10 protein-coding genes, 1 tRNA gene and 3 rRNA genes are annotated in these 21251 nt (G+C 66.6%); 3 read left to right on the forward strand and 11 right to left on the reverse strand.

What is annotated here, in order from left to right; all coding sequences use genetic code 11:
- Positions 1–146: 146 nt before the first annotated feature.
- Positions 147–5702, reverse strand: coding sequence for a HAMP domain-containing protein (locus tag J8403_RS13245; RefSeq protein WP_211123376.1), 5556 nt, complete (start codon positions 5700–5702; stop codon positions 147–149).
- Between the two features lie 251 nt (positions 5703–5953).
- Between J8403_RS13245 and J8403_RS13250 the strand changes: the two genes are divergently transcribed.
- On the forward strand, positions 5954–8581 hold the full coding sequence (locus tag J8403_RS13250) for a SpoIIE family protein phosphatase (protein WP_211128228.1): 2628 nt from the start codon (positions 5954–5956) through the stop codon (positions 8579–8581).
- 105 nt (positions 8582–8686) lie between these two features.
- Here the strand turns inward: J8403_RS13250 and J8403_RS13255 are convergent.
- The 8 genes from J8403_RS13255 to thyX form a co-directional block, all read right to left on the reverse strand.
- A tRNA-Thr gene (locus tag J8403_RS13255) sits at positions 8687–8759 on the reverse strand.
- A gap of 61 nt (positions 8760–8820) precedes the next feature.
- Positions 8821–9519 (reverse strand): DegT/DnrJ/EryC1/StrS family aminotransferase, encoded by a 699-nt coding sequence (locus tag J8403_RS13260; RefSeq protein WP_211123377.1) that lies wholly within the window; start codon positions 9517–9519, stop codon positions 8821–8823.
- Positions 9520–9624: 105 nt separating this feature from the next.
- Positions 9625–9741: ribosomal RNA gene (gene rrf / locus J8403_RS13265) — 5S ribosomal RNA — on the reverse strand.
- A gap of 103 nt (positions 9742–9844) precedes the next feature.
- Positions 9845–12962 (reverse strand): 23S ribosomal RNA (locus tag J8403_RS13270).
- 288 nt (positions 12963–13250) lie between these two features.
- Positions 13251–14777: ribosomal RNA gene (locus J8403_RS13275) — 16S ribosomal RNA — on the reverse strand.
- Together the 16S, 23S and 5S rRNA genes form the textbook arrangement of a ribosomal RNA operon.
- A 510-nt stretch (positions 14778–15287) precedes the next feature.
- Positions 15288–16973 carry a ribonuclease J gene (locus J8403_RS13280; RefSeq protein WP_211123378.1) on the reverse strand — a complete coding sequence of 562 codons (1686 nt, stop codon included), beginning with the start codon at positions 16971–16973 and terminating at the stop codon, positions 15288–15290.
- A 124-nt stretch (positions 16974–17097) separates the two neighbouring features.
- Complete coding sequence (gene dapA, locus J8403_RS13285) at positions 17098–17997, reverse strand: 4-hydroxy-tetrahydrodipicolinate synthase (protein WP_211123379.1); 900 nt, start codon at positions 17995–17997, stop codon at positions 17098–17100.
- Between the two features lie 198 nt (positions 17998–18195).
- Complete coding sequence (gene thyX, locus J8403_RS13290) at positions 18196–18936, reverse strand: FAD-dependent thymidylate synthase (protein ID WP_043235624.1); 741 nt, start codon at positions 18934–18936, stop codon at positions 18196–18198.
- Positions 18937–19115: 179 nt separating this feature from the next.
- Here thyX and J8403_RS13295 point away from each other — a divergent pair, with 179 nt between their 5' ends.
- The gene (locus J8403_RS13295; RefSeq protein ID WP_211123380.1) at positions 19116–19358 is read left to right on the forward strand and encodes a hypothetical protein; all 243 of its coding nucleotides are present in this window, start codon (positions 19116–19118) and stop codon (positions 19356–19358) included.
- 65 nt (positions 19359–19423) lie between these two features.
- Positions 19424–19975, forward strand: a complete 552-nt coding sequence (locus J8403_RS13300; protein WP_211123381.1) for a hypothetical protein — start codon at positions 19424–19426, stop codon at positions 19973–19975.
- A 26-nt stretch (positions 19976–20001) separates the two neighbouring features.
- Here J8403_RS13300 and J8403_RS13305 read toward each other — a convergent pair whose 3' ends face one another.
- Both J8403_RS13305 and dapB read right to left on the reverse strand, forming a co-directional pair.
- Positions 20002–20463, reverse strand: coding sequence for a tetratricopeptide repeat protein (locus J8403_RS13305; protein ID WP_211123382.1), 462 nt, complete (start codon positions 20461–20463; stop codon positions 20002–20004).
- A gap of 10 nt (positions 20464–20473) precedes the next feature.
- The gene (dapB, locus tag J8403_RS13310; protein ID WP_211123383.1) at positions 20474–21226 is read right to left on the reverse strand and encodes a 4-hydroxy-tetrahydrodipicolinate reductase; all 753 of its coding nucleotides are present in this window, start codon (positions 21224–21226) and stop codon (positions 20474–20476) included.
- Positions 21227–21251 lie beyond the last annotated feature (25 nt).

Consider the following 21251-nt stretch of genomic DNA (forward strand, 5'->3'; position numbering starts at 1 on the left):
GCTGTTCGCCACACCCTGTCACCGCGATGTCACTGTGCACGTAGCAGAAACGCGGTGGGAGACCAGAAGGTTCCCCGAATACCGCGTTCCCACACGTGTTCGGCGACACTCAGTCAACACCACGGCCGCCCCGGGCGTACCGCGGGTCACTCAGTCGACATCCAGTGCTCCATCACCGTAAGGAGATGATCGGTGTCGACCGGCTTGGTGACGTAGTCCGACGCGCCCGCTTCGATGCTCTTCTCCCGGTCGCCCTTCATCGCCTTCGCGGTGAGGGCGATGATCGGCAGCCCGGCGAACTGGGGCATCCTGCGGATCGCGGCCGTCGTGGCGTAGCCGTCCATCTCCGGCATCATGATGTCCATCAGGACGAGCACGACATCGTCGTGCTGCTCCAGGACCTCGATGCCCTCCCGGCCGTTCTCCGCGTACAGGACCTGCAGCCCGTGCTGCTCCAGCACGCTGGTCAGCGCGAAGACATTACGGATGTCGTCGTCGACGATCAGCACCTTCTCGCCGTGGAAACCACCCACCGGCTCCGGGGCCACCAGGTCCTGGCCGCCCAGCAGCCAGGGCTCGGCGGCCTGCGACTGCCGGCCCGGGCGTCGGCCGGACGACCGGACGCTCAGCTCCGCCTGCGGCGGTGCCTGCTCCCCGTCGGCCCGTGAGGCCTCCTGCTCGGCCCGCTGACGCCGCCGGAACAGCCCGGAGCCGCCACGGCCACGCGCCGCCGAGGAAGCGCCGGAGGCGTCCTGTGCGCCCTCCTGCTCCGCCCCGGCCCCGTTCTCCGCGGTCTCCTCCGCACCGCTGGGAAGCGCCGCGAGCGCCAGCGGGCCCGGCCCCGAGCTGCTCGGGGCCAGCTGCGGATAGCCCTGCGGCGGCAGCTCGCTGGGGTGCAGCGGCAGATAGAGCGTGAAGGTCGAGCCGCGGCCCGGTTCGCTGGCCGCGTGGATCTCGCCGCCGAGCAGCCGGGCGATCTCCCGGCTGATGGACAGGCCGAGTCCGGTGCCGCCGTACTTCCGGCTGGTGGTGCCGTCGGCCTGCTTGAACGCCTCGAAGATCACCCGCATCTTGCTGGCCGCGATGCCGATACCGGTGTCGGTGACCGAAAAGGCGATCATGTCGGCGTCCGCGTCGCGCAGGGCGCCGTGCTCCAGCAGCTGCTCCCGGATGGCGTGCGGCACATCCGCGCCCGCCGGCCGGATGACCAGCTCCACGGCGCCGCTGTCGGTGAACTTCACCGCGTTGGACAGCAGGTTGCGCAGCACCTGCAGCAGCCGCTGCTCGTCGGTGTGCAGCGTCGCCGGAAGCTCCGGCGACACCCTTACGGAGAAGTCCAGGCCCTTTTCCGCGGTCAGCGGCCGGAAGGTGGCCTCCACATAGTCGACGAGCTGGACCAGGGCGATACGGGTCGGGCTGACGTCCATCTTGCCCGCCTCGACCTTCGACAGGTCCAGGATGTCGTTGATCAGCTGCAGCAGGTCCGAGCCCGCGCCGTGGATGGTCTCGGCGAACTCCACCTGCTTCGGCGAGAGATTGCCGTCGGCGTTGTCGGCGAGCAGCTTGGCCAGGATCAGCAGCGAGTTGAGCGGTGTGCGCAGCTCATGCGACATGTTCGCCAGGAACTCGCTCTTGTAGCGCATCGAGACCGCGAGCTGCTCGGCGCGCTCCTCGAGCACCTGCCGGGCTTCCTCGATCTCGGTGTTCTTGACCTCGATGTCGCGGTTCTGCCGGGCCAGCCGCTCGGACTTCTCCTCCAGCTCCGCGTTGGACGCCTGGAGGGCCTTCTGCCGGTTCTCCAGCTCGGCGGAGCGCTCGCGCAGCTGCTCGGTCAGCTCCTGCGACTGCTTCAGCAGCACCTCGGTCTTGGTGTTGACGCTGATGGTGTTGACGCTGGTGCCGATCATCTCGGCGATCTGGTTGAGGAAGTCCTTCTGGATCTGGGCGAAGGGCTGGAACGAGGCCAGCTCGATCACGCCCAGCAGCTGCCCCTCGAAGAGCACCGGCAACACGATCACATGGGCCGGAGCCGCCTCACCGAGCCCCGAGGCGATCTTGAGATAGCCCGGTGGCACGTTCTCCACCAGGATCGGGCGCTTCTCCTCGGCGACCGTGCCGATCAGCGTCTCGCCGGCCTTGAAGCGCGTGGGCATCGAGCCGAGGGTGTAGCCGTAGGAGCCGACCAGCAGCAGTTCGTAGCCGTCGTCCGAGGTGCTGTCCGCGACCACCTCGGTGCCCTCGCCCGGCGGTACGGCCAGGAAGAACGCGCCGTGCTGGGCCGAGACCACCGGGGTCAGCTCGCTCATGATCAGCCGGGCGACGTCCTCCAGGTCGCGCCGTCCCTGCATCAGACCGGAGATCCGGGCGAGGTTGCCCTTGAGCCAGTCCTGCTCCTTGTTGGCGAGCGTCGTCTCGCGCAGGTTGGCGATCATGGTGTTGATGTGGTCCTGGAGGACCTGGATCTCGCCCGAGGCGTCCACATCGATCTTGAGGTTGAGATCGCCGCGGGTCACCGCCGTGGCGACCTCGGCGATGGCGCGCACCTGACGGGTCAGGTTGCCGGCCATCTCGTTCACCGACTCGGTCAGGTCCTTCCAGGTGCCGGCCACGTCCCGCACCCGCGCCTGGCCGCCCAGCTGGCCCTCGGTGCCCACCTCGCGGGCCACCCGGGTCACCTGGTCGGCGAACGACGACAGCTGGTCGACCATCGTGTTGATGGTCGTCTTCAGCTCGAGGATCTCGCCGCGCGCCTCGATGTCGATCTTCTTGGTCAGATCACCCTGGGCGATGGCCGTGGTGACCATCGCGATGTTGCGGACCTGTCCGGTCAGGTTGGACGCCATCGAGTTCACGGACTCGGTGAGGTCCTTCCACGTCCCCGAGACGCCGGGCACCCGCGCCTGGCCGCCCAGGATGCCGTCCGTGCCCACCTCGCGCGCCACGCGGGTGACCTCGTCGGCGAACGAGGACAGCGTCGTCACCATCGTGTTGACGGTGTCGGCCAGCGCCGCGACCTCGCCGCGCGCCTCGACCGTGACCTTCTTCGTCAGATCGCCGTTGGCGACCGCCGCCGAGACCTGCGAGATGTTCCGCACCTGGATGGTCAGGTTGTTGGCCATCAGGTTGACGTTGTTGCTCAGGTCCTTCCAGATACCGGTCACGCCCGGAACCCGCGCCTGACCGCCCAACTGCCCCTCGGTGCCCACCTCACGGGCCACCCGGGTCACCTGCTCGGCGAACGACGACAGCTGGTCCACCATCGTGTTCACGGTGGTGACCAGCTCCAGGATCTCGCCCTTGGCATCGACGGTGATCTTCTTCGACAGATCGCCCTTGGCGACCGCCGTCGTCACCTCCGCGATCGAACGCACCTGGGACGTCAGGTTGTTGGCCATGCTGTTGACGGACTGGGTGAGGTCCTTCCACGTCCCGGAAACGCCCTGCACCTCGGCCTGGCCGCCCAACTGGCCCTCGGTGCCCACCTCACGGGCGACCCTGGTGACCTCCTCCGCGAAGGACGATAGCTGGTCGACCATCGTGTTCAGGGTGTTCTTCAGCTCCAGAATCTCGCCGCGCGCATCGACGTCGATCTTCTGGGAGAGGTCACCGCGCGCGACCGCCGTGGCGACCTGCGCGATATTGCGCACCTGGGCGGTCAGATTGCCCGCCATGCCGTTCACCGAGTCGGTCAGATCGCGCCATACGCCCGCCACACCGGGCACCTGCGCCTGACCGCCCAGCCGGCCGTCCGTACCCACCTCACGGGCGACGCGGGTCACCTGCTCGGCGAAGGCGGAGAGCTGGTCGACCATCGTGTTGATGGTGTTCTTCAGCTCCAGGATCTCGCCGCGCGCGTCCACCTCGATCTTCTGCGACAGATCGCCGCGCGCGACCGCCGTCGTCACCTGGGCGATACCGCGCACCTGCGCCGTCAGGTTCCCGGCCATGGAGTTGACGGAGTCGGTCAGGTCCTTCCAGACGCCGCTGACCCCGTCCACCCGGGCCTGACCGCCCAGCCGGCCCTCGGTGCCCACGTCCCGGGCCATCCTGGTGACCTGGTCGGCGAACGAGGACAGCTGGTCCACCATGGTGTTCACGGTGTTCTTCAGCTTGAGCATCTCACCGGAGACATCGACGGTGACCTTCTGCGACAGATCGCCGTTCGCCACCGCCGTCGTCACCTGGGCGATGTTGCGCACCTGTCCGGTGAGGTTCCGGAACGCGGTGTTCACCGAATCGGTGAGGTCCTTCCACGTCCCCGCCGCACCCGGCACCTGCGCCTGACCGCCCAGCTCGCCCTCGACGCCGATCTCCCGGGCGACCCGGGTGACCTCGGCGCCGAAGGACTGCAGCTGGTCGACCATCGTGTTGGTGGTGTTCTTCAGCTCCAGCATCTCGCCGGCCACATCGACGGTGACCTTCTGCGACAGATCGCCGTTCGCCACCGCCGTCGTCACCTGCGCGATGTCCCGCACCTGCGCGGTGAGGTTCCGGAACGCGGTGTTCACCGAATCGGTGAGGTCCTTCCACGTCCCCGCCGCACCCGGCACCTGCGCCTGACCGCCCAGCAGCCCCTCGGCGCCCACCTCGCTGGCCACCCGCGTCACCTCGTCCGCGAAGGTGCGCAGCGTCTCGGTCATGGTGTTGATCGTGTCGGCCAGCTGCGCGACCTCGCCGCGTGCGCTCACCGTCACCTTCTGCGACAGATCGCCGTTGGCGACCGCCGTGGTGACCTGGGCGATCCCGCGCACCTGCGCGGTCAGGTTCCCCGCCATGAGGTTGACGGAGTCGGTCAGGTCCTTCCAGACGCCCGCGACGCCCGGAACCTTCGCCTGGCCACCGAGCTCGCCCTCGGTGCCCACCTCACGGGCCACCCGGGTCACCTCGGAGGCGAACGAGGAGAGCTGGTCCACCATCGTGTTGACGGTTTCCTTCAGCTCGAGCATCTCCCCGGACACGTGAACCGTGACCTTCCGGGACAGATCACCCTTGGCCACCGCCGTCGTCACGAGAGCGATATCACGCACCTGAGCGGTGAGACGGGAGGCCATCGTGTTGACGGACTCCGTGAGGTCCTTCCACGAACCCGACATCCCACGCACTCGGGCCTGGCCGCCCAGCTTGCCCTCGGTGCCGACCTCACTCGCGACCCGCGTCACCTCATCGGTGAACGCCGAGAGCTGGTCCACCAGGCCGTTGACCGTGCGCCCCACCTTCAGGAACTCGCCCCTCAGGGGATGCGCCGATCCATCGGCGCCCTGCGCCCGCAGGTCCATGCGCTGCTCGAGATCGCCCTCGGCGACCGCCGACAGCACCCGGCCCACCTCGGACACCGGCCGCACAAGATCGTCCACCAGGGCATTGGACGCGTCAATGGCCGCGGCCCACTGGCCCTCACAGGCGCCGGTCTCCAGCCGCTCGGTGAGCTTGCCCTCGCGGCCGACCACCCGCCGCACCCGCGTCAGCTCACCGGTGAGCTGCAGATTGCGGTCCGCGACCTCGTTGAAGACCGCGGCGATCTCGGCCATCACGCCCTCGCCCGAGACCGTGAGCCGCTTGCGGAAGTTTCCGTCCCGCATGGCCGTCATCGCGGTCAGCAGCCGGTTCAGGGCCGCCGTGTCCACTTCAGTCGTCCCATTGCTCCGGGACCGTCCGCCTTTCGCGCGCGTATTCGTGCCCCGCGCCGCTGCGCCAGACTCCACCGTGTCCCTCCCGCAGGGTTGACCATCCTCGTCGGGTTCTTCTTCCAGCTTCCCCAGTGTTTCACCATGCCCCAACCAGGCCATAACAGTTCGGCAGCATCCCACACCCTCGAACGCCCACTCTGGGGGGAATCGAGGCCGACCGGCATTCGCGCGGGCGCCGGTGGTAAGTAACCTGGCAACCGGCCAGGGCATCGGAGGGGCGCTGCGACATGGGTGAGCAGTTCGCCGAGACACATATGAGGAGACCTGTGATCACCGCGCGGGCAGCCGCCACCTTCGAGCCGGTGGGACGCTCGGTCGCCGCCGCCCGCACTTTTGTCCGGGACACCCTCCAGGGGTGGGGCCTCACCGACATCGTGGACGACGCCGTCGTCCTGACCAGCGAACTTGTCACCAACGCGGTGGTGCACGCCGGTACCACCGCCGATGTGGTCTGCATCCGCGCCGACACCGGCGTGCGCGTCGAGGTCGCCGACCGCTACCCCGAGCGCGAGGTCCCGCTGCAGAGCAACGGCGGCCACCACTTCGGAAACCCCGACCGCGAGGGCGGCCGCGGTCTGCTGCTGTGCGCGGCCCTCGCCGGCCGCTGGGGCGTCGAGTACACCGCGACCCACAAGCGGGTCTGGTTCCAGCTCGACTTCCCCGACCGCCCGGCCGGAACCCGAGCCGCGGGGCCCGCCCTGCCCTCCAGCGCCCTGCCCATCGCCGACGCCCGGGTCCGGGTCGGCGTCGTCCAGGTCGACAGCGGCGGTCTGATCAGCGCCTGGAACGACGACGCTCAGGAGCTGTTCGGCTACCCACCGGAGCAGGTCATCGGCAAGCCGCTCACCGACCTCGCGGCCTGGCCCCACACCCCCGGCACCGGCACCGGCGTCGCCGAGGCGCTCCTGCTCTCCCGCTGGGAGGGCTCCTACGGCATCCGCGGCGCCGACGGCCGCGTCGCCCCCGTCTACGCCTCCCATCTGCGCATCCGCGATGCCGAGGGCGAGCCGTCCACCGTCTGTCTGCTGGTGCGCGAACGCGAGCGCGCGGTGCTGCAGAGCCCGATGCGCGCCGCCAATGTCGACACCGCCGAAACCTCCGACCGGGGCCAGGCCACCGACGCCTTCGAGGTCTTCATCGGCTCCCCGGCCCCCGACGACCTCGACGGTCTGCTCCAGCGCACCGTCGAACGGGCCCGCGACATGCTCGACGGCGACGCCGCCTATCTGCTGCTCGCCACCGACGACGAGACCGAGTTGGAGGTCCGCGCCTCCACCGGGCTGCCCTCCGCCCGCCAGCGCTTCGCCCGCGTCCCCGTCGAAGCGGGCACCGGACGCTACGGCTCGGCCCGGATGCCCGCCGTCCACGAGGACCTGTCCGCGGTGCCCGGCGCCGTCCCACTGCTGGTGAACACGGGGATGCGCTCCGTCGTCACCGTCCCGCTCAAGGTCGAGGGCCGGCTCACCGGCTCGCTCGGCGTCGCCGCCGAGTCCCCCGCCCGCTACAGCAACGAAGAGGCCCTGCGGCTGCAGTTCGCCGCCGACCGCATCGCCCTCGCCGTCGAGCGCGCCCGCCTCACCGAGCTGGAGCGGCTGCGCCGCGGCTCCCTGTCCTTCCTCGTCGAGGCGTCCGACCTCCTCGCCGGCACCCTGGACCGCGACCAGACGCTGGCACTGATGGCCCAGATGACCGTGCCCACGCTGGCCAGTTGGTGCGCCGTCTATACGGTCGCCGACCAGGCGTCCGAGCCCGAGCTGTCGTACGTCCTGCACGAGGACGAGGACCGCATCGACGGGCTCAAGGCCCTGCTGATGAAGATCGACCCACCGGAGCAGGTCCCCACCGGCGGGGCCCGCGGCTGGTCCGGCCCCTACGACGCGGCCCACGCCGCCGCCCTGCGCACCTCGCTGCGCAGCCTCAGCCTCGGCGACTCCGCCCGCCCCTCCTCCGGCCCCGGCGCCTCGCTCGCGACCGCCTCGGCGGTCGGCGGGGAGACGGTCGTGCTGCCCCTGGTGGCCCGTAACCGCGTCATCGGCATGCTCATCCTCGGCAAGCCCACCGACGAGCACTTCCGCCAGGAGAACCTGGAGCTCGCCGAGGACCTCTCCCGCCGGGCCGCGCTCGCCCTGGACAACGCGCGGCTCTACTCGGAGCGCACCGCCATCAGCCAGTCCCTGCAGCGCAGTCTGCTGCCGCCCGAGCTGCCCGAGGTCCCCGGAGTCGAGGTCGAGGTCATCTACCGCGCCGCGGGCGAGGGCAATGAGGTCGGCGGCGACTTCTACGACCTCTTTCCGATCCGCGACGGGGCGTACGGCTTCGCCATCGGCGACGTCTGCGGCACCGGTCCGGAGGCCGCCGCGGTCACCGGACTCGCCCGGCACGCCCTGCGGCTGCTCGCCCGTGAGGGTTTCGGGGGCCCGGCGGTCCTGGAGCGGCTCAACGCGGCCATCCTCGACGAGGGCGCCCGCAGCCGCTTCCTGACCCTCCTCTACGGGGAGTTGTGGCCGCAGCACGACGGCAGTGCCGTCCTCAAGGTCGTCTGCGCCGGGCACCCCCTGCCGCTCCGGCTGCGCCAGGACGGCAGCGTGGAGGCGGCGGCCGAGCCCCAGCCGCTGCTCGGCGTCATGGAGGACCTCGAGCTGTACGAGCAGACGGTGACGCTCGACCCGGGCGATGTGCTGCTGTGCGTCACCGACGGTGTGACGGAGCGGCGCGAGGGCACCAGGATGCTCGGCGACGACGGCCTGATCGACGTCCTCACGACCTGTACCGGCCTTACGGCGGGCGCGGTGGCCGCCCGGGTGCTGCGGGCCGTCGAGCGCTTCGCGGCGGAGCCGCCGTCGGACGACATGGCGATCCTGGCGATGCGCGTCCCCGAGCCCGCCGACTCCTGAGGCGGGCGGCCGGGGACGCCGGGACGCCCCGGCGCAATGCCCGAACACGACAAAGCCCGAACATGACGAAGGCCCCCGCCATATGGCGGGGGCCTTTCGCAGGAGAGCCCCAATACGGAATCGAACCGTAGACCTTCTCCTTACCATGGAGACGCTCTGCCGACTGAGCTATTGGGGCGCGTCGACGGGATAGATCATACCCGAACTCGGGTGCGCTCCCGACCACTCGCCCCCGTGCCTCAAGCGGCTGACTGCAGCAGCCCGCCCAGCGCGTTGCAGGCCGAGACCACGCGCTGCAACTCCCGCCGCGACATGGTCGGATCGACGGGCAGCGCCAGGCACTCATCGGCCGCACGCTCGGTCTCCGCGAGCCACAGATCGCGCCGGAAGCGCGCGGTGCGGTGCGCGGGGGTCTGTACGGGCACATGGCATACGACGCCGCGAGAACGCAGCGTGCGGGCGAAGGCGTCCCGGTCCGGCCGGCCGTTGCCGGGGACCCGAACGACGTACTGCTGATAGGTGTGTTCCACGCCGGGCGCGACCGGCGGCGTGAGAACACCGCGCAACTTTCCGTCCAGATAGGCCGCGTTGGCCTGCCGCCGCAGAATCTCCCCGGCGGGCTCACCGGCCGACCCGTGCCCGATCACCAGCACGCCGTGCCGCTGGCCGAGGTCGGTGAGGGCCGCCATGTCGGCGGGATGTCCGAAGGTGTGAATGGCCACGATGGCCGCGGTCCGGGGCGTCAGTGCCTCGGCCACCGCGGCCGGGTCTATGCAGTAGGTATGGGCGTCGATGTCCACGAACACCGGCCTGGCGCCGGCCAGCAGCACCGCTTCGGCGGCCTCGGGAGTGCCGTAGGACGGCACGATTACCTCGTCGCCCGGCCGCACCCGCGCCCGGGTCAACTCATGCAGCAGCTCATCCGTAGGTGTCCCCATGAGCGGCATGTTGCCCAGGCAACATGAACACCGAGTAGCCCACAACACAACAGCAGAAGAGCCCTGCCGGTGACCGAAGTCCCGACAGGGCTCTCTGCAATATTTGTTCGGCGGTGTCCTACTCTCCCACAGGGTCCCCCCTGCAGTACCATCGGCGCTGAAAGGCTTAGCTTCCGGGTTCGAAATGTAACCGGGCGTTTCCCTAACGCTATGACCACCGAAACACCATGAAGTTGAACCGGAACCACACCCCAAAGAAACAACAAAAGGGGGAGGTTCAATACGGTTCATTGCTTCAGAACCAACACAGTGGACGCGAGCACCTGAGGACAAGCCCTCGGCCTATTAGTACCAGTCAACTCCACCGGTTACCCGGCTTCCATATCTGGCCTATCAACCCAGTCGTCTACTGGGAGCCTTAACCCATCAAGTGGGTGGGAGTCCTCATCTCGAAGCAGGCTTCCCGCTTAGATGCTTTCAGCGGTTATCCCTCCCGAACGTAGCCAACCAGCCATGCTCTTGGCAGAACAACTGGCACACCAGAGGTTCGTCCGTCCCGGTCCTCTCGTACTAGGGACAGCCCTTCTCAAGACTCCTACGCGCACAGCGGATAGGGACCGAACTGTCTCACGACGTTCTAAACCCAGCTCGCGTACCGCTTTAATGGGCGAACAGCCCAACCCTTGGGACCGACTCCAGCCCCAGGATGCGACGAGCCGACATCGAGGTGCCAAACCATCCCGTCGATATGGACTCTTGGGGAAGATCAGCCTGTTATCCCCGGGGTACCTTTTATCCGTTGAGCGACGGCGCTTCCACAAGCCACCGCCGGATCACTAGTCCCGACTTTCGTCCCTGCTCGACCCGTCGGTCTCACAGTCAAGCTCCCTTGTGCACTTACACTCAACACCTGATTGCCAACCAGGCTGAGGGAACCTTTGGGCGCCTCCGTTACCCTTTAGGAGGCAACCGCCCCAGTTAAACTACCCACCAGACACTGTCCCTGATCCGGATCACGGACCCAGGTTAGACATCCAGCACGACCAGAGTGGTATTTCAACAATGACTCCCCCTGAACTGGCGTCCAGAGTTCACAGTCTCCCACCTATCCTACACAAGCCGAACCGAACACCAATATCAAGCTATAGTAAAGGTCCCGGGGTCTTTCCGTCCTGCTGCGCGAAACGAGCATCTTTACTCGTAGTGCAATTTCACCGGGCCTATGGTTGAGACAGTCGAGAAGTCGTTACGCCATTCGTGCAGGTCGGAACTTACCCGACAAGGAATTTCGCTACCTTAGGATGGTTATAGTTACCACCGCCGTTTACTGGCGCTTAAGTTCTCAGCTTCGCCACACCGAAATGTGACTAACCGGTCCCCTTAACGTTCCAGCACCGGGCAGGCGTCAGTCCGTATACATCGCCTTACGGCTTCGCACGGACCTGTGTTTTTAGTAAACAGTCGCTTCTCGCTGGTCTCTGCGGCCACCACCAGCTCACCGAGTACATCGGATCACCAGCAATGGCCCCCCTTCTCCCGAAGTTACGGGGGCATTTTGCCGAGTTCCTTAACCATAGTTCACCCGAACGCCTCGGTATTCTCTACCTGACCACCTGAGTCGGTTTAGGGTACGGGCCGCCATGAAACTCGCTAGAGGCTTTTCTCGACAGCATAGGATCATCCACTTCACCACAATCGGCTCGGCATCAGGTCTCACCCACATGAGGGACGGATTTACCTACCCCTCGGGCTACACCCTTACCCCGGGACAACCACCGCCCGGGCTGGACTACCTTCCTGCGTCACCCCATCACTCACCTACTACAGGTCTGGTCCGTCGGCTCCACCACTCCCCTTTGCCCGAAGGCTCCGGGGCGGCTTCACGGACTTAGCATCGCCTGGTTCGACGTTGGCGCTTCAAAGCGGGTACCGGAATATCAACCGGTTGTCCATCGACTACGCCTGTCGGCCTCGCCTTAGGTCCCGACTTACCCTGGGCAGATCAGCTTGACCCAGGAACCCTTAGTCAATCGGCGCACACGTTTCCCACGTGTGTATCGCTACTCATGCCTGCATTCTCACTCGTGAACCATCCACAACTCGCTTACACGGCTGCTTCACCCGGCACACGACGCTCCCCTACCCATCACAGCGGTCGTTGGACCTCATGCTGCAATGACACGACTTCGGCGGTACGCTTGAGCCCCGCTACATTGTCGGCGCGGAATCACTTGACCAGTGAGCTATTACGCACTCTTTCAAGGATGGCTGCTTCTAAGCCAACCTCCTGGTTGTCTCTGCGACTCCACATCCTTTCCCACTTAGCGTACGCTTAGGGGCCTTAGTCGATGCTCTGGGCTGTTTCCCTCTCGACCATGGAGCTTATCCCCCACAGTCTCACTGCCGCGCTCTCACTTACCGGCATTCGGAGTTTGGCTAAGGTCAGTAACCCGGTAGGGCCCATCGCCTATCCAGTGCTCTACCTCCGGCAAGAAACACACGACGCTGCACCTAAATGCATTTCGGGGAGAACCAGCTATCACGGAGTTTGATTGGCCTTTCACCCCTAACCACAGGTCATCCCCCAGGTTTTCAACCCTGGTGGGTTCGGTCCTCCACGAAGTCTTACCTCCGCTTCAACCTGCCCATGGCTAGATCACTCCGCTTCGGGTCTTGAGCGCGCTACTCTATCGCCCTATTCGGACTCGCTTTCGCTACGGCTTCCCCACACGGGTTAACCTCGCAACACACCGCAAACTCGCAGGCTCATTCTTCAAAAGGCACGCAGTCACGAGACACCAGCAAGCTGATGTCCGACGCTCCCACGGCTTGTAGGCACACGGTTTCAGGTACTATTTCACTCCGCTCCCGCGGTACTTTTCACCATTCCCTCACGGTACTATCCGCTATCGGTCACCAGGGAATATTTAGGCTTAGCGGGTGGTCCCGCCAGATTCACACGGGATTTCTCGGGCCCCGTGCTACTTGGGAAATACTCAAGCAAGTTGCTGACATTTCGGCTACGGGGGTCTTACCCTCTACGCCGGGCCTTTCGCATGCCCTTCGCCTACATCAACAATTTCTGACTCACCGACCGGCCGGCAGACCGATCAAGAGCACTCCCACAACCCCGTATGCGCAACCCCTGCCGGGTATCACACACATACGGTTTGGCCTCATCCGGTTTCGCTCGCCACTACTCCCGGAATCACGGTTGTTTTCTCTTCCTGCGGGTACTGAGATGTTTCACTTCCCCGCGTTCCCTCCACATACCCTATGTGTTCAGGTATGGGTGACAGCCCATGACGACTGCCGGGTTTCCCCATTCGGACACCCCCGGATCAAAGCTCGGTTGACAGCTCCCGGGGCCTATCGCGGCCTCCCACGTCCTTCATCGGTTCCTGGTGCCAAGGCATCCACCGTGCGCCCTTAAAAACTTGGCCACAGATGCTCGCGTCCACTGTGCAGTTCTCAAACAACGACCCGTACCCCGTCACCCACACCCATTGATGTGGTTCACCGGGACCGGTCGAAGGGACGAGCGTCATAGCCCGTGCCCTCAGACACCCAACAGCGTGCCCGGCCCGACCCCTGCATCCAGCGGTCTCGTTCCACGCCCCGAAGGGCAGTACTAGAGACGGCGGACCAGACGGCCGTGCCGAATAGTCAACGTTCCACCCATGAGCAAACCGTGCGAGACATGCGCTCGCAGTCGGCTATGCGCTCCTTAGAAAGGAGGTGATCCAGCCGCACCTTCCGGTACGGCTACCTTGTTACGACTTCGTCCCAATCGCCAGTCCCACCTTCGACGGCTCCCCCCACAAGGGTTGGGCCACCGGCTTCGGGTGTTACCGACTTTCGTGACGTGACGGGCGGTGTGTACAAGGCCCGGGAACGTATTCACCGCAGCAATGCTGATCTGCGATTACTAGCGACTCCGACTTCATGGGGTCGAGTTGCAGACCCCAATCCGAACTGAGACCGGCTTTTTGAGATTCGCTCCACCTCACGGCTTCGCAGCTCATTGTACCGGCCATTGTAGCACGTGTGCAGCCCAAGACATAAGGGGCATGATGACTTGACGTCGTCCCCACCTTCCTCCGAGTTGACCCCGGCAGTCTCCTGTGAGTCCCCATCACCCCGAAAGGCATGCTGGCAACACAGAACAAGGGTTGCGCTCGTTGCGGGACTTAACCCAACATCTCACGACACGAGCTGACGACAGCCATGCACCACCTGTACACCGACCACAAGGGGGCACCCATCTCTGGATGTTTCCGGTGTATGTCAAGCCTTGGTAAGGTTCTTCGCGTTGCGTCGAATTAAGCCACATGCTCCGCCGCTTGTGCGGGCCCCCGTCAATTCCTTTGAGTTTTAGCCTTGCGGCCGTACTCCCCAGGCGGGGAACTTAATGCGTTAGCTGCGGCGCGGACGACGTGGAATGTCGCCCACACCTAGTTCCCAACGTTTACGGCGTGGACTACCAGGGTATCTAATCCTGTTCGCTCCCCACGCTTTCGCTCCTCAGCGTCAGTATCGGCCCAGAGATCCGCCTTCGCCACCGGTGTTCCTCCTGATATCTGCGCATTTCACCGCTACACCAGGAATTCCGATCTCCCCTACCGAACTCTAGCCTGCCCGTATCGAATGCAGACCCGGAGTTAAGCCCCGGGCTTTCACATCCGACGCGACAAGCCGCCTACGAGCTCTTTACGCCCAATAATTCCGGACAACGCTTGCGCCCTACGTATTACCGCGGCTGCTGGCACGTAGTTAGCCGGCGCTTCTTCTGCAGGTACCGTCACTCTCGCTTCTTCCCTGCTGAAAGAGGTTTACAACCCGAAGGCCGTCATCCCTCACGCGGCGTCGCTGCATCAGGCTTTCGCCCATTGTGCAATATTCCCCACTGCTGCCTCCCGTAGGAGTCTGGGCCGTGTCTCAGTCCCAGTGTGGCCGGTCGCCCTCTCAGGCCGGCTACCCGTCGTCGCCTTGGTAGGCCATCACCCCACCAACAAGCTGATAGGCCGCGGGCTCATCCTGCACCGCCGGAGCTTTCCACACGCATCCCATGCGGGAGCGTGTCGTATCCGGTATTAGACCCCGTTTCCAGGGCTTGTCCCAGAGTGCAGGGCAGATTGCCCACGTGTTACTCACCCGTTCGCCACTAATCCCCGGCCGAAACCGGTTCATCGTTCGACTTGCATGTGTTAAGCACGCCGCCAGCGTTCGTCCTGAGCCAGGATCAAACTCTCCGTGAATGCTTCCGGGATATCCCGGTCACACAGTCACGAGAGCGGAGCAGACCGGAGGAATAATCCAGTCCGCTCACAGCGTCCTCGCTGTGTATTTTCCAAAGGAACCTCGTCCGAGATGGACGGGGTTATCAACATATCTGGCGTTGACTTTTGGCACGCTGTTGAGTTCTCAAGGAACGGACGCTTCCTTCGAAACCGTTTCACCGGTTTCTCCGGGCGCTTCCCTTCGGTGTTTCCAACCTTACCAGATCCGTTTTCCGTTCCGTTTCCGGTCCGAATTCCGTTTCCGGTGGCCGTTGGAGGGCCTTCCCTTTCGGTGTCCCCGACTTTATCAGAATTTCTCTGAGTCGATTTCCACCCCCGCCGGTGGGCTCCTCCGGAGACCGTTGAGTCCTCCGGGTTCCCCTCTGGCGGAGCCGTAAACGTACTGGAGCGGGGCTCCTCGATGCAAATCGAGGAGCCCCGCCGGGTGTTCAGCGCCGGTGTGGTGCTGAGGAGGTGTCAGTGGGGACGTCAGACCTCGACGACCACGGGGAGGATCATCGGGCGTCGGCGGTAGCTGTCGGAGACCCACTTGCCGACCGCGCGACGCGCCAGCTGCTGGAGCTGATGCGCGTCCACGACCCCGTCGGAGGCCGACTTCACCAGGGCATCCTCGATCTTCGGGATGACCGCGGTGAAGGCCGAGTCCTCGATTCCGGAGCCCCTCGCGTGGATATGCGGACCACCCACGACCTTGCCGGTCGAACTGTCGACGACCACGAAGATCGAGATGATGCCTTCCTCGCCGAGGATGCGGCGGTCCTTGAGCGAGGTCTCCGTGACATCGCCGACCGAGAGGCCGTCCACGTACACGTATCCCGCCTGCACCTTGCCGACGATCTTGGCGATGCCGTCGACGAGGTCGACCACGACACCGTCCTCGGCGATGACGCAACGGTTCTTCGGAACGCCGGTCAACGCGCCCAGTTCGGCGTTGGCGCGCAGATGGCGCCATTCGCCGTGCACCGGCATCAGGTTCTTGGGCTTGCAGATGTTGTAGAAGTACAGCAGCTCACCGGCCGAGGCATGGCCGGAGACATGGACCTTGGCGTTGCCCTTGTGGACGACCGTGGCGCCCCATCGCGTCAGTCCGTTGATCACCCGGTAGACCGCATTCTCGTTGCCGGGGATCAGCGACGAGGCCAGGATCACCGTGTCGCCCTGGACGATCCGGATCTGGTGATCGCGGTTGGCCATCCGGGACAGCGCGGCCATCGGCTCGCCCTGGGATCCCGTGCAGACGAGCACCACCTCGTCGTCCGGCAGGTCGTCGAGGGTCTTCACATCCACCACGAGACCGGTCGGCACCCGCAGATAGCCGAGGTCGCGTGCGATGCCCATGTTGCGGACCATCGAGCGGCCGACGAAGGCGACCCTGCGTCCGTACTCATGCGCCGCGTCGAGGATTTGCTGGATGCGGTGCACATGGCTGGCGAAGCTGGCGACGATGATGCGCTTCTGCGCGTTGCCGAAGACCTGGCGCAGTACGCCGGAGATATCGCGCTCGGGCGGTACGAACCCGGGGACCTCCGCGTTGGTGGAGTCCACCAGGAGCAGATCGATGCCTTCCTCGCCGAGCTTGGCGAAGGCGGGCAGATCCGTGAGGCGGCCGTCCAGCGGCAGCTGGTCCATCTTGAAGTCGCCGGTGTGCACGGCCATGCCGGCCGGGGTGCGGATGGCGACCGCGAGGGCGTCCGGGATCGAGTGGTTGACCGCGATGAACTCGCACTCGAAGGGGCCGATCCGCTCACGGTGCCCCTCCTCGACCTCGAGGGTGTACGGGCGGATCCGGTGCTCCTGCAGCTTCGCCTCGATCAGGGCGAGGGTCAGCTTGGAGCCGATCAGCGGGATGTCGGGCTTCTCGCGCAGCAGGAAGGGGACACCGCCGATGTGGTCCTCGTGCCCGTGGGTGAGGACGATGCCGTCGATGTCGTCGAGACGGTCCCGGATGGATGTGAAGTCCGGCAGGATCAGGTCGACTCCGGGCTGCTCCTCCTCGGGGAAGAGCACCCCGCAGTCGACGATCAGCAGCCGGCCACCGTACTCGAAGACCGTCATGTTCCGGCCGATCTCACCGAGGCCGCCGAGCGGGGTGACGCGCAGGCCGCCCTCGGGGAGCTTCGGCGGAGGGCCAAGCTCAGGATGCGGATGACTCAAAAGACTCTCCTCACCACGCGCGCCACATGCCCCCTGGGCACATGGCGCGCGTGACATTCGTGCACTTGCTGATGTGTCTGTATGCAGTTGTGAAGTATGAAGGTGCGACCAATCGCCTCTTTGCTTAGAGCTGTACCCCGCCCGCGGCGAGATCGCGCTTCAGCTGTTCCGTTTCCTCGGGGGTCAGCTCGACCAACGGCAGGCGCAGCGGCCCCGCGGGCTGGCCCTGAAGGGCGAGCGCGGCCTTGGTCGTGATCACTCCCTGGGTGCGGAACATGCCGGTGAAGACCGGCAGCAGCTTCTGGTGGATCTCCGTTGCCTTCGCGACGTCGCCCGCGAGATGGGCCTCCAGCATCGCCCGCAGTTCGGGGCTGACCAGGTGGCCGACCACGGAGACGAAGCCGACCGCGCCGACCGACAGCAGCGGCAGGTTCAGCATGTCGTCGCCGGAGTACCAGGCGAGGCGCGAGCGGGCGATGGCCCAGCTGGCGCGTCCGAGGTCGCCCTTGGCGTCCTTGTTGGCCACGATGCGCGGGTGCTCGGCGAGCCGGACGATGGTCTCGGTGCCGATCGGGACACCGCTGCGGCCCGGGATGTCGTAGAGCATGACCGGCAGGCCGGTGGCGTCGGCGATGGCGGTGAAGTGCCGCAGCAGACCTTCCTGCGGAGGCTTGCTGTAGTACGGCGTGACCGCCAGCAGCCCGTGGGCACCGGCCTGCTCGGCCGCGCGGGCGAGCTCGACGCTGTGCCGGGTGTCATTGGTACCGGCCCCGGCCACGATGTGGGCGCGGTCTCCGACCGCCTCTACCACGGCGCGTACGAGCTGGGCTTTCTCCGCATCGCTGGTGGTGGGGGACTCGCCGGTGGTGCCGTTGAGGATCAGGCCCTCATTGCCGGCGTCCACCAGATGAACGGCGAGTCGCTGGGCGCCGTCGAGGTCGAGCGCGCCGTCAGTGGTGAATGGCGTGACCATGGCGGTCAGCACCCGCCCGAAAGGGGTCTGCGATGTGGATGTCGGTGCCATGGGGCCCACGCTACTCGTAGCGCGCCCTACGGCGCTCGCTCGGGGCGGCGGACGGAGCGAAGAGATGGGACCCGGCACTGCCTGCTCGGGGGTTCAAGCAGTGCCGGGCCCGTTTGTTCAGCCTAGATGAACTTCTCGAAACGCCGCAATACGGACACTTCGCCCGGTGATCCGTCCGGGGAGCGGGCCCGGCCCGGGCTACGGGGCCACTCGGCCGTTGGCGTTGAAGGCCGCGTGGGTGAGCGGCATCAGCCGCGACCAGGCCGCCTCCATCTTCTCCCCCACCATCTCGATCTCCCGCTGCGGGAACGAGGGCACCGCGGCCTGCTCATGCTGGGTGCGCAGACCGAGGAAGTGCATCAGCGAGCGGGCGTTGCAGGTCGCGTACATCGAGGAGAACAGGCCGACCGGGAGCACCGAACGGGCCACCTCGCGGGCCACTCCGGCGGCCAGCATCTCCTGGTACGCCTCGTACGCATGGCGGTACGCGTCCTCCATCACCCGGCCGGTCAGCTCGTGCTGCGCGGCGGTGCCCTCGACGAACTCGTACTTCCCGGGGCGGCCCTGCTGGACCAGCTTGCGCGCCTCCCCCGGCACGTAGAACACCGGCTCCAGGCGGCGGTAGCGCCCGGACTCCTCGTTGTACGACCAGCCGACGCGGTGCCGCATGAACTCGCGGAAGACGAAGATCGGGGCGCTGATGAAGAAGGTCATCGAGTTGTGCTCGAACGGGCTGCCGTGGCGGTCCCGCATCAGGAAGTTGATCAGACCCTTGGAGCGCTCCGGGTCCTTGGTGATCTCCTCCAGGGACTGCTCGCCCGCGGTCGACACCCGCGCGGCCCACAGCACATCGGAGTCGGCGGCGCTGTGCTTGACCAGCTCGACGGTCACATCGCTGCGGAAACCGGCCTTCTCGGTCTCGGCGGGGATCTCGGTCACGTGCGGGGTCCTTCCGTGGTGCATCGCTCGGGGCGGCGCCCAGCTTACGGGCCACCACCGACAGTCCCGCTCCGCCAAACTTTCTGACAGAAAGTGGACGGATCAGGGCACCTATTCGCTCATTCACACGTCCTACACATCGAAGTACTCACGTTCGAGGTTCCAAGGAGAGCCCGCAGATGTTCCGCCGGCGAGAGCCCGTGCCGTTCGCCTTCGTCGCCGAAGCCGACCGTTTCCGCAGCAATGTCACCCCACCGCCCCGCCCCCGCGCCACACCGTCCCAGATAGCCGGACGGACCCTGATCGGGCTCACGATCGTCGCGGGGTTCATCGGCTCGCTGATGTTCGGGATGCCCGCCCTCGACAGCCAGTCGCACCCCACCCAACAGATCCAGCAGCCCGAGGCGTCCGACGGACGCTGACCGGCGCTGGGATAGCCTCACCCAGCACAGGCCCATCCGGACATGTGTGTGAGTGAGGACCTTCCGTGCCCCTGCCCTTCCTGACCGCCGACCGCGCCCATGACGACGACGCGGCCGCCGGAGCGGACCCGCTCGGCTACGAAGACCGGGACCGCTGGCGCCGTCCTTACCGACCGGGGCCCTGGAGGGTCGGGGGCGCCGCTCTGCTGCTTCTGCTCGCCTCGTACGTCCTCTTCTCCGCCATGATCATCGCGGTGGCGGGATCGCTGCCCGCGGCGGGCATCTGCGCCGCCGTCGGGGCGCTGATGATCGTGACAGCCGTAAGGCTGGTGCGCATCGGTGTCGAGGTGAGCGCCCAGGGGCTGCGCCGGATCGGCCTCCTCCGCGGCACCACCGTGCGCTGGCAGGACATCGCCGCGATACGCACGGCCCAGCAGCCGGTCCGGTGGCTGGGCCTGCCGCGGACCGTCCAGGGCCAGGCGGTGCTGCTCGAACCGGTGCGCGGCGGAGCGCCGGAGACCGTGTTCACCACCCATGGCGCCGACTTCCTGGGCCGTCCGGAGAGCTTCGAGCGGGCCGCCGACGCGATCGAGGGCTGGGCCGCCGCCCACCGCTGAGCCGTACCGCCGCGGGCGGCCCCGGGTCAGCCCCCGGCCGCCCGCACCGGCTTGCCGTCGTGCAGGGCGATGGCGCGCTGCATCGCCTTACGGGCGCGCGCGGTGTCCCGGGCGTCGTGGTACGCCACGGCGAGCCGGAACCAGGACCGCCAGTCGTCCGGCGACTGCTCCGTCTCGGCCCGGCGCTTGGCGAAGACGGCGTCCGCCGAGTCCCGGTCGATCCGCCCGCCGGGCGTCCGTACCAGCTCGTCGACCGGGAGGCCGCCCTCCGCCTCCAGCTCCCGGGCGAGCTGGTCCGCGCTCCGCGCGAACTGCGTGGTCTGCCACAGGAACCAGACGCCGATGAGCGGCATCACCAGCACCGCCAGGCCGAAGACGACCGTGACCGGGGTGCCCTCCCGGATCAGCAGCACCCCGCGGTCGCCGACCAGCACGAAGTAGACGACCAGGACGGCCGCGAGAACGAAATATGTGATCTTTGCGCGCACCGCTGTGCCCTCAGTCCAGATCCAGGAAGTGTTCCAGGCCGAAGGTCAGGCCGGGGGTGGTCACCACGCGGCGGACGCCGAGCAGGATGCCGGGCATGAAGCTGCTGTGGTGGGTGGAATCATGGCGGATGGTGAGCGTCTCGCCCTCGCCGCCCAGCAGGACCTCCTGATGGGCGAGAAGCCCGCGCAGCCGCACCGAGTGCACCGGCACCCCGTCCACGTCGGCGCCCCGCGCCCCGTCGAGCGCCGTGGTGGTGGCGTCCGGCTGCGGGGCGCAGCCGGCCTCCCGCCGGGCCTCGGCGATGAGCTGGGCGGTGCGCGCGGCCGTGCCGGAGGGAGCGTCCACCTTGTTGGGGTGGTGCAGCTCGATGACCTCGACCGATTCGAAGAACCGGGCGGCCTGGCGGGCGAACCGCATGGTCAGCACGGCACCGATGGAGAAGTTCGGCGCGATGAGCACGCCGGTGGTCGGCGAGGCGTCGAGCCGGCCGCGCAGCCGCGCCAGGCGCTCGTCCGTCCAGCCGGTGGTGCCGACGACGCCGTGGATGCCGTGCCGGAGGCAGAACTCCAGGTTGTCCATCACCGAGGCCGGTTCGGTCAGCTCGACCGCCACCTCGGCGCCCGCCTCGACCAGGGTCTCCAGCCCGTCGCCCCGCCCCAGCGCGGCGACCAGCTCCAGGTCCTCGGCGGCCTCCACGGCTCGTACGGCCTCGGAGCCGATCCGGCCCTTGGCGCCGAGGACGGCCACACGCAGCTTGCTCATCGATCCTGTTTCCTTCGATCCGGGA

Source organism: Streptomyces yatensis, assembly GCF_018069625.1.
In the GTDB taxonomy this organism is placed as follows: Bacteria; Actinomycetota; Actinomycetes; order Streptomycetales; family Streptomycetaceae; genus Streptomyces; species Streptomyces yatensis.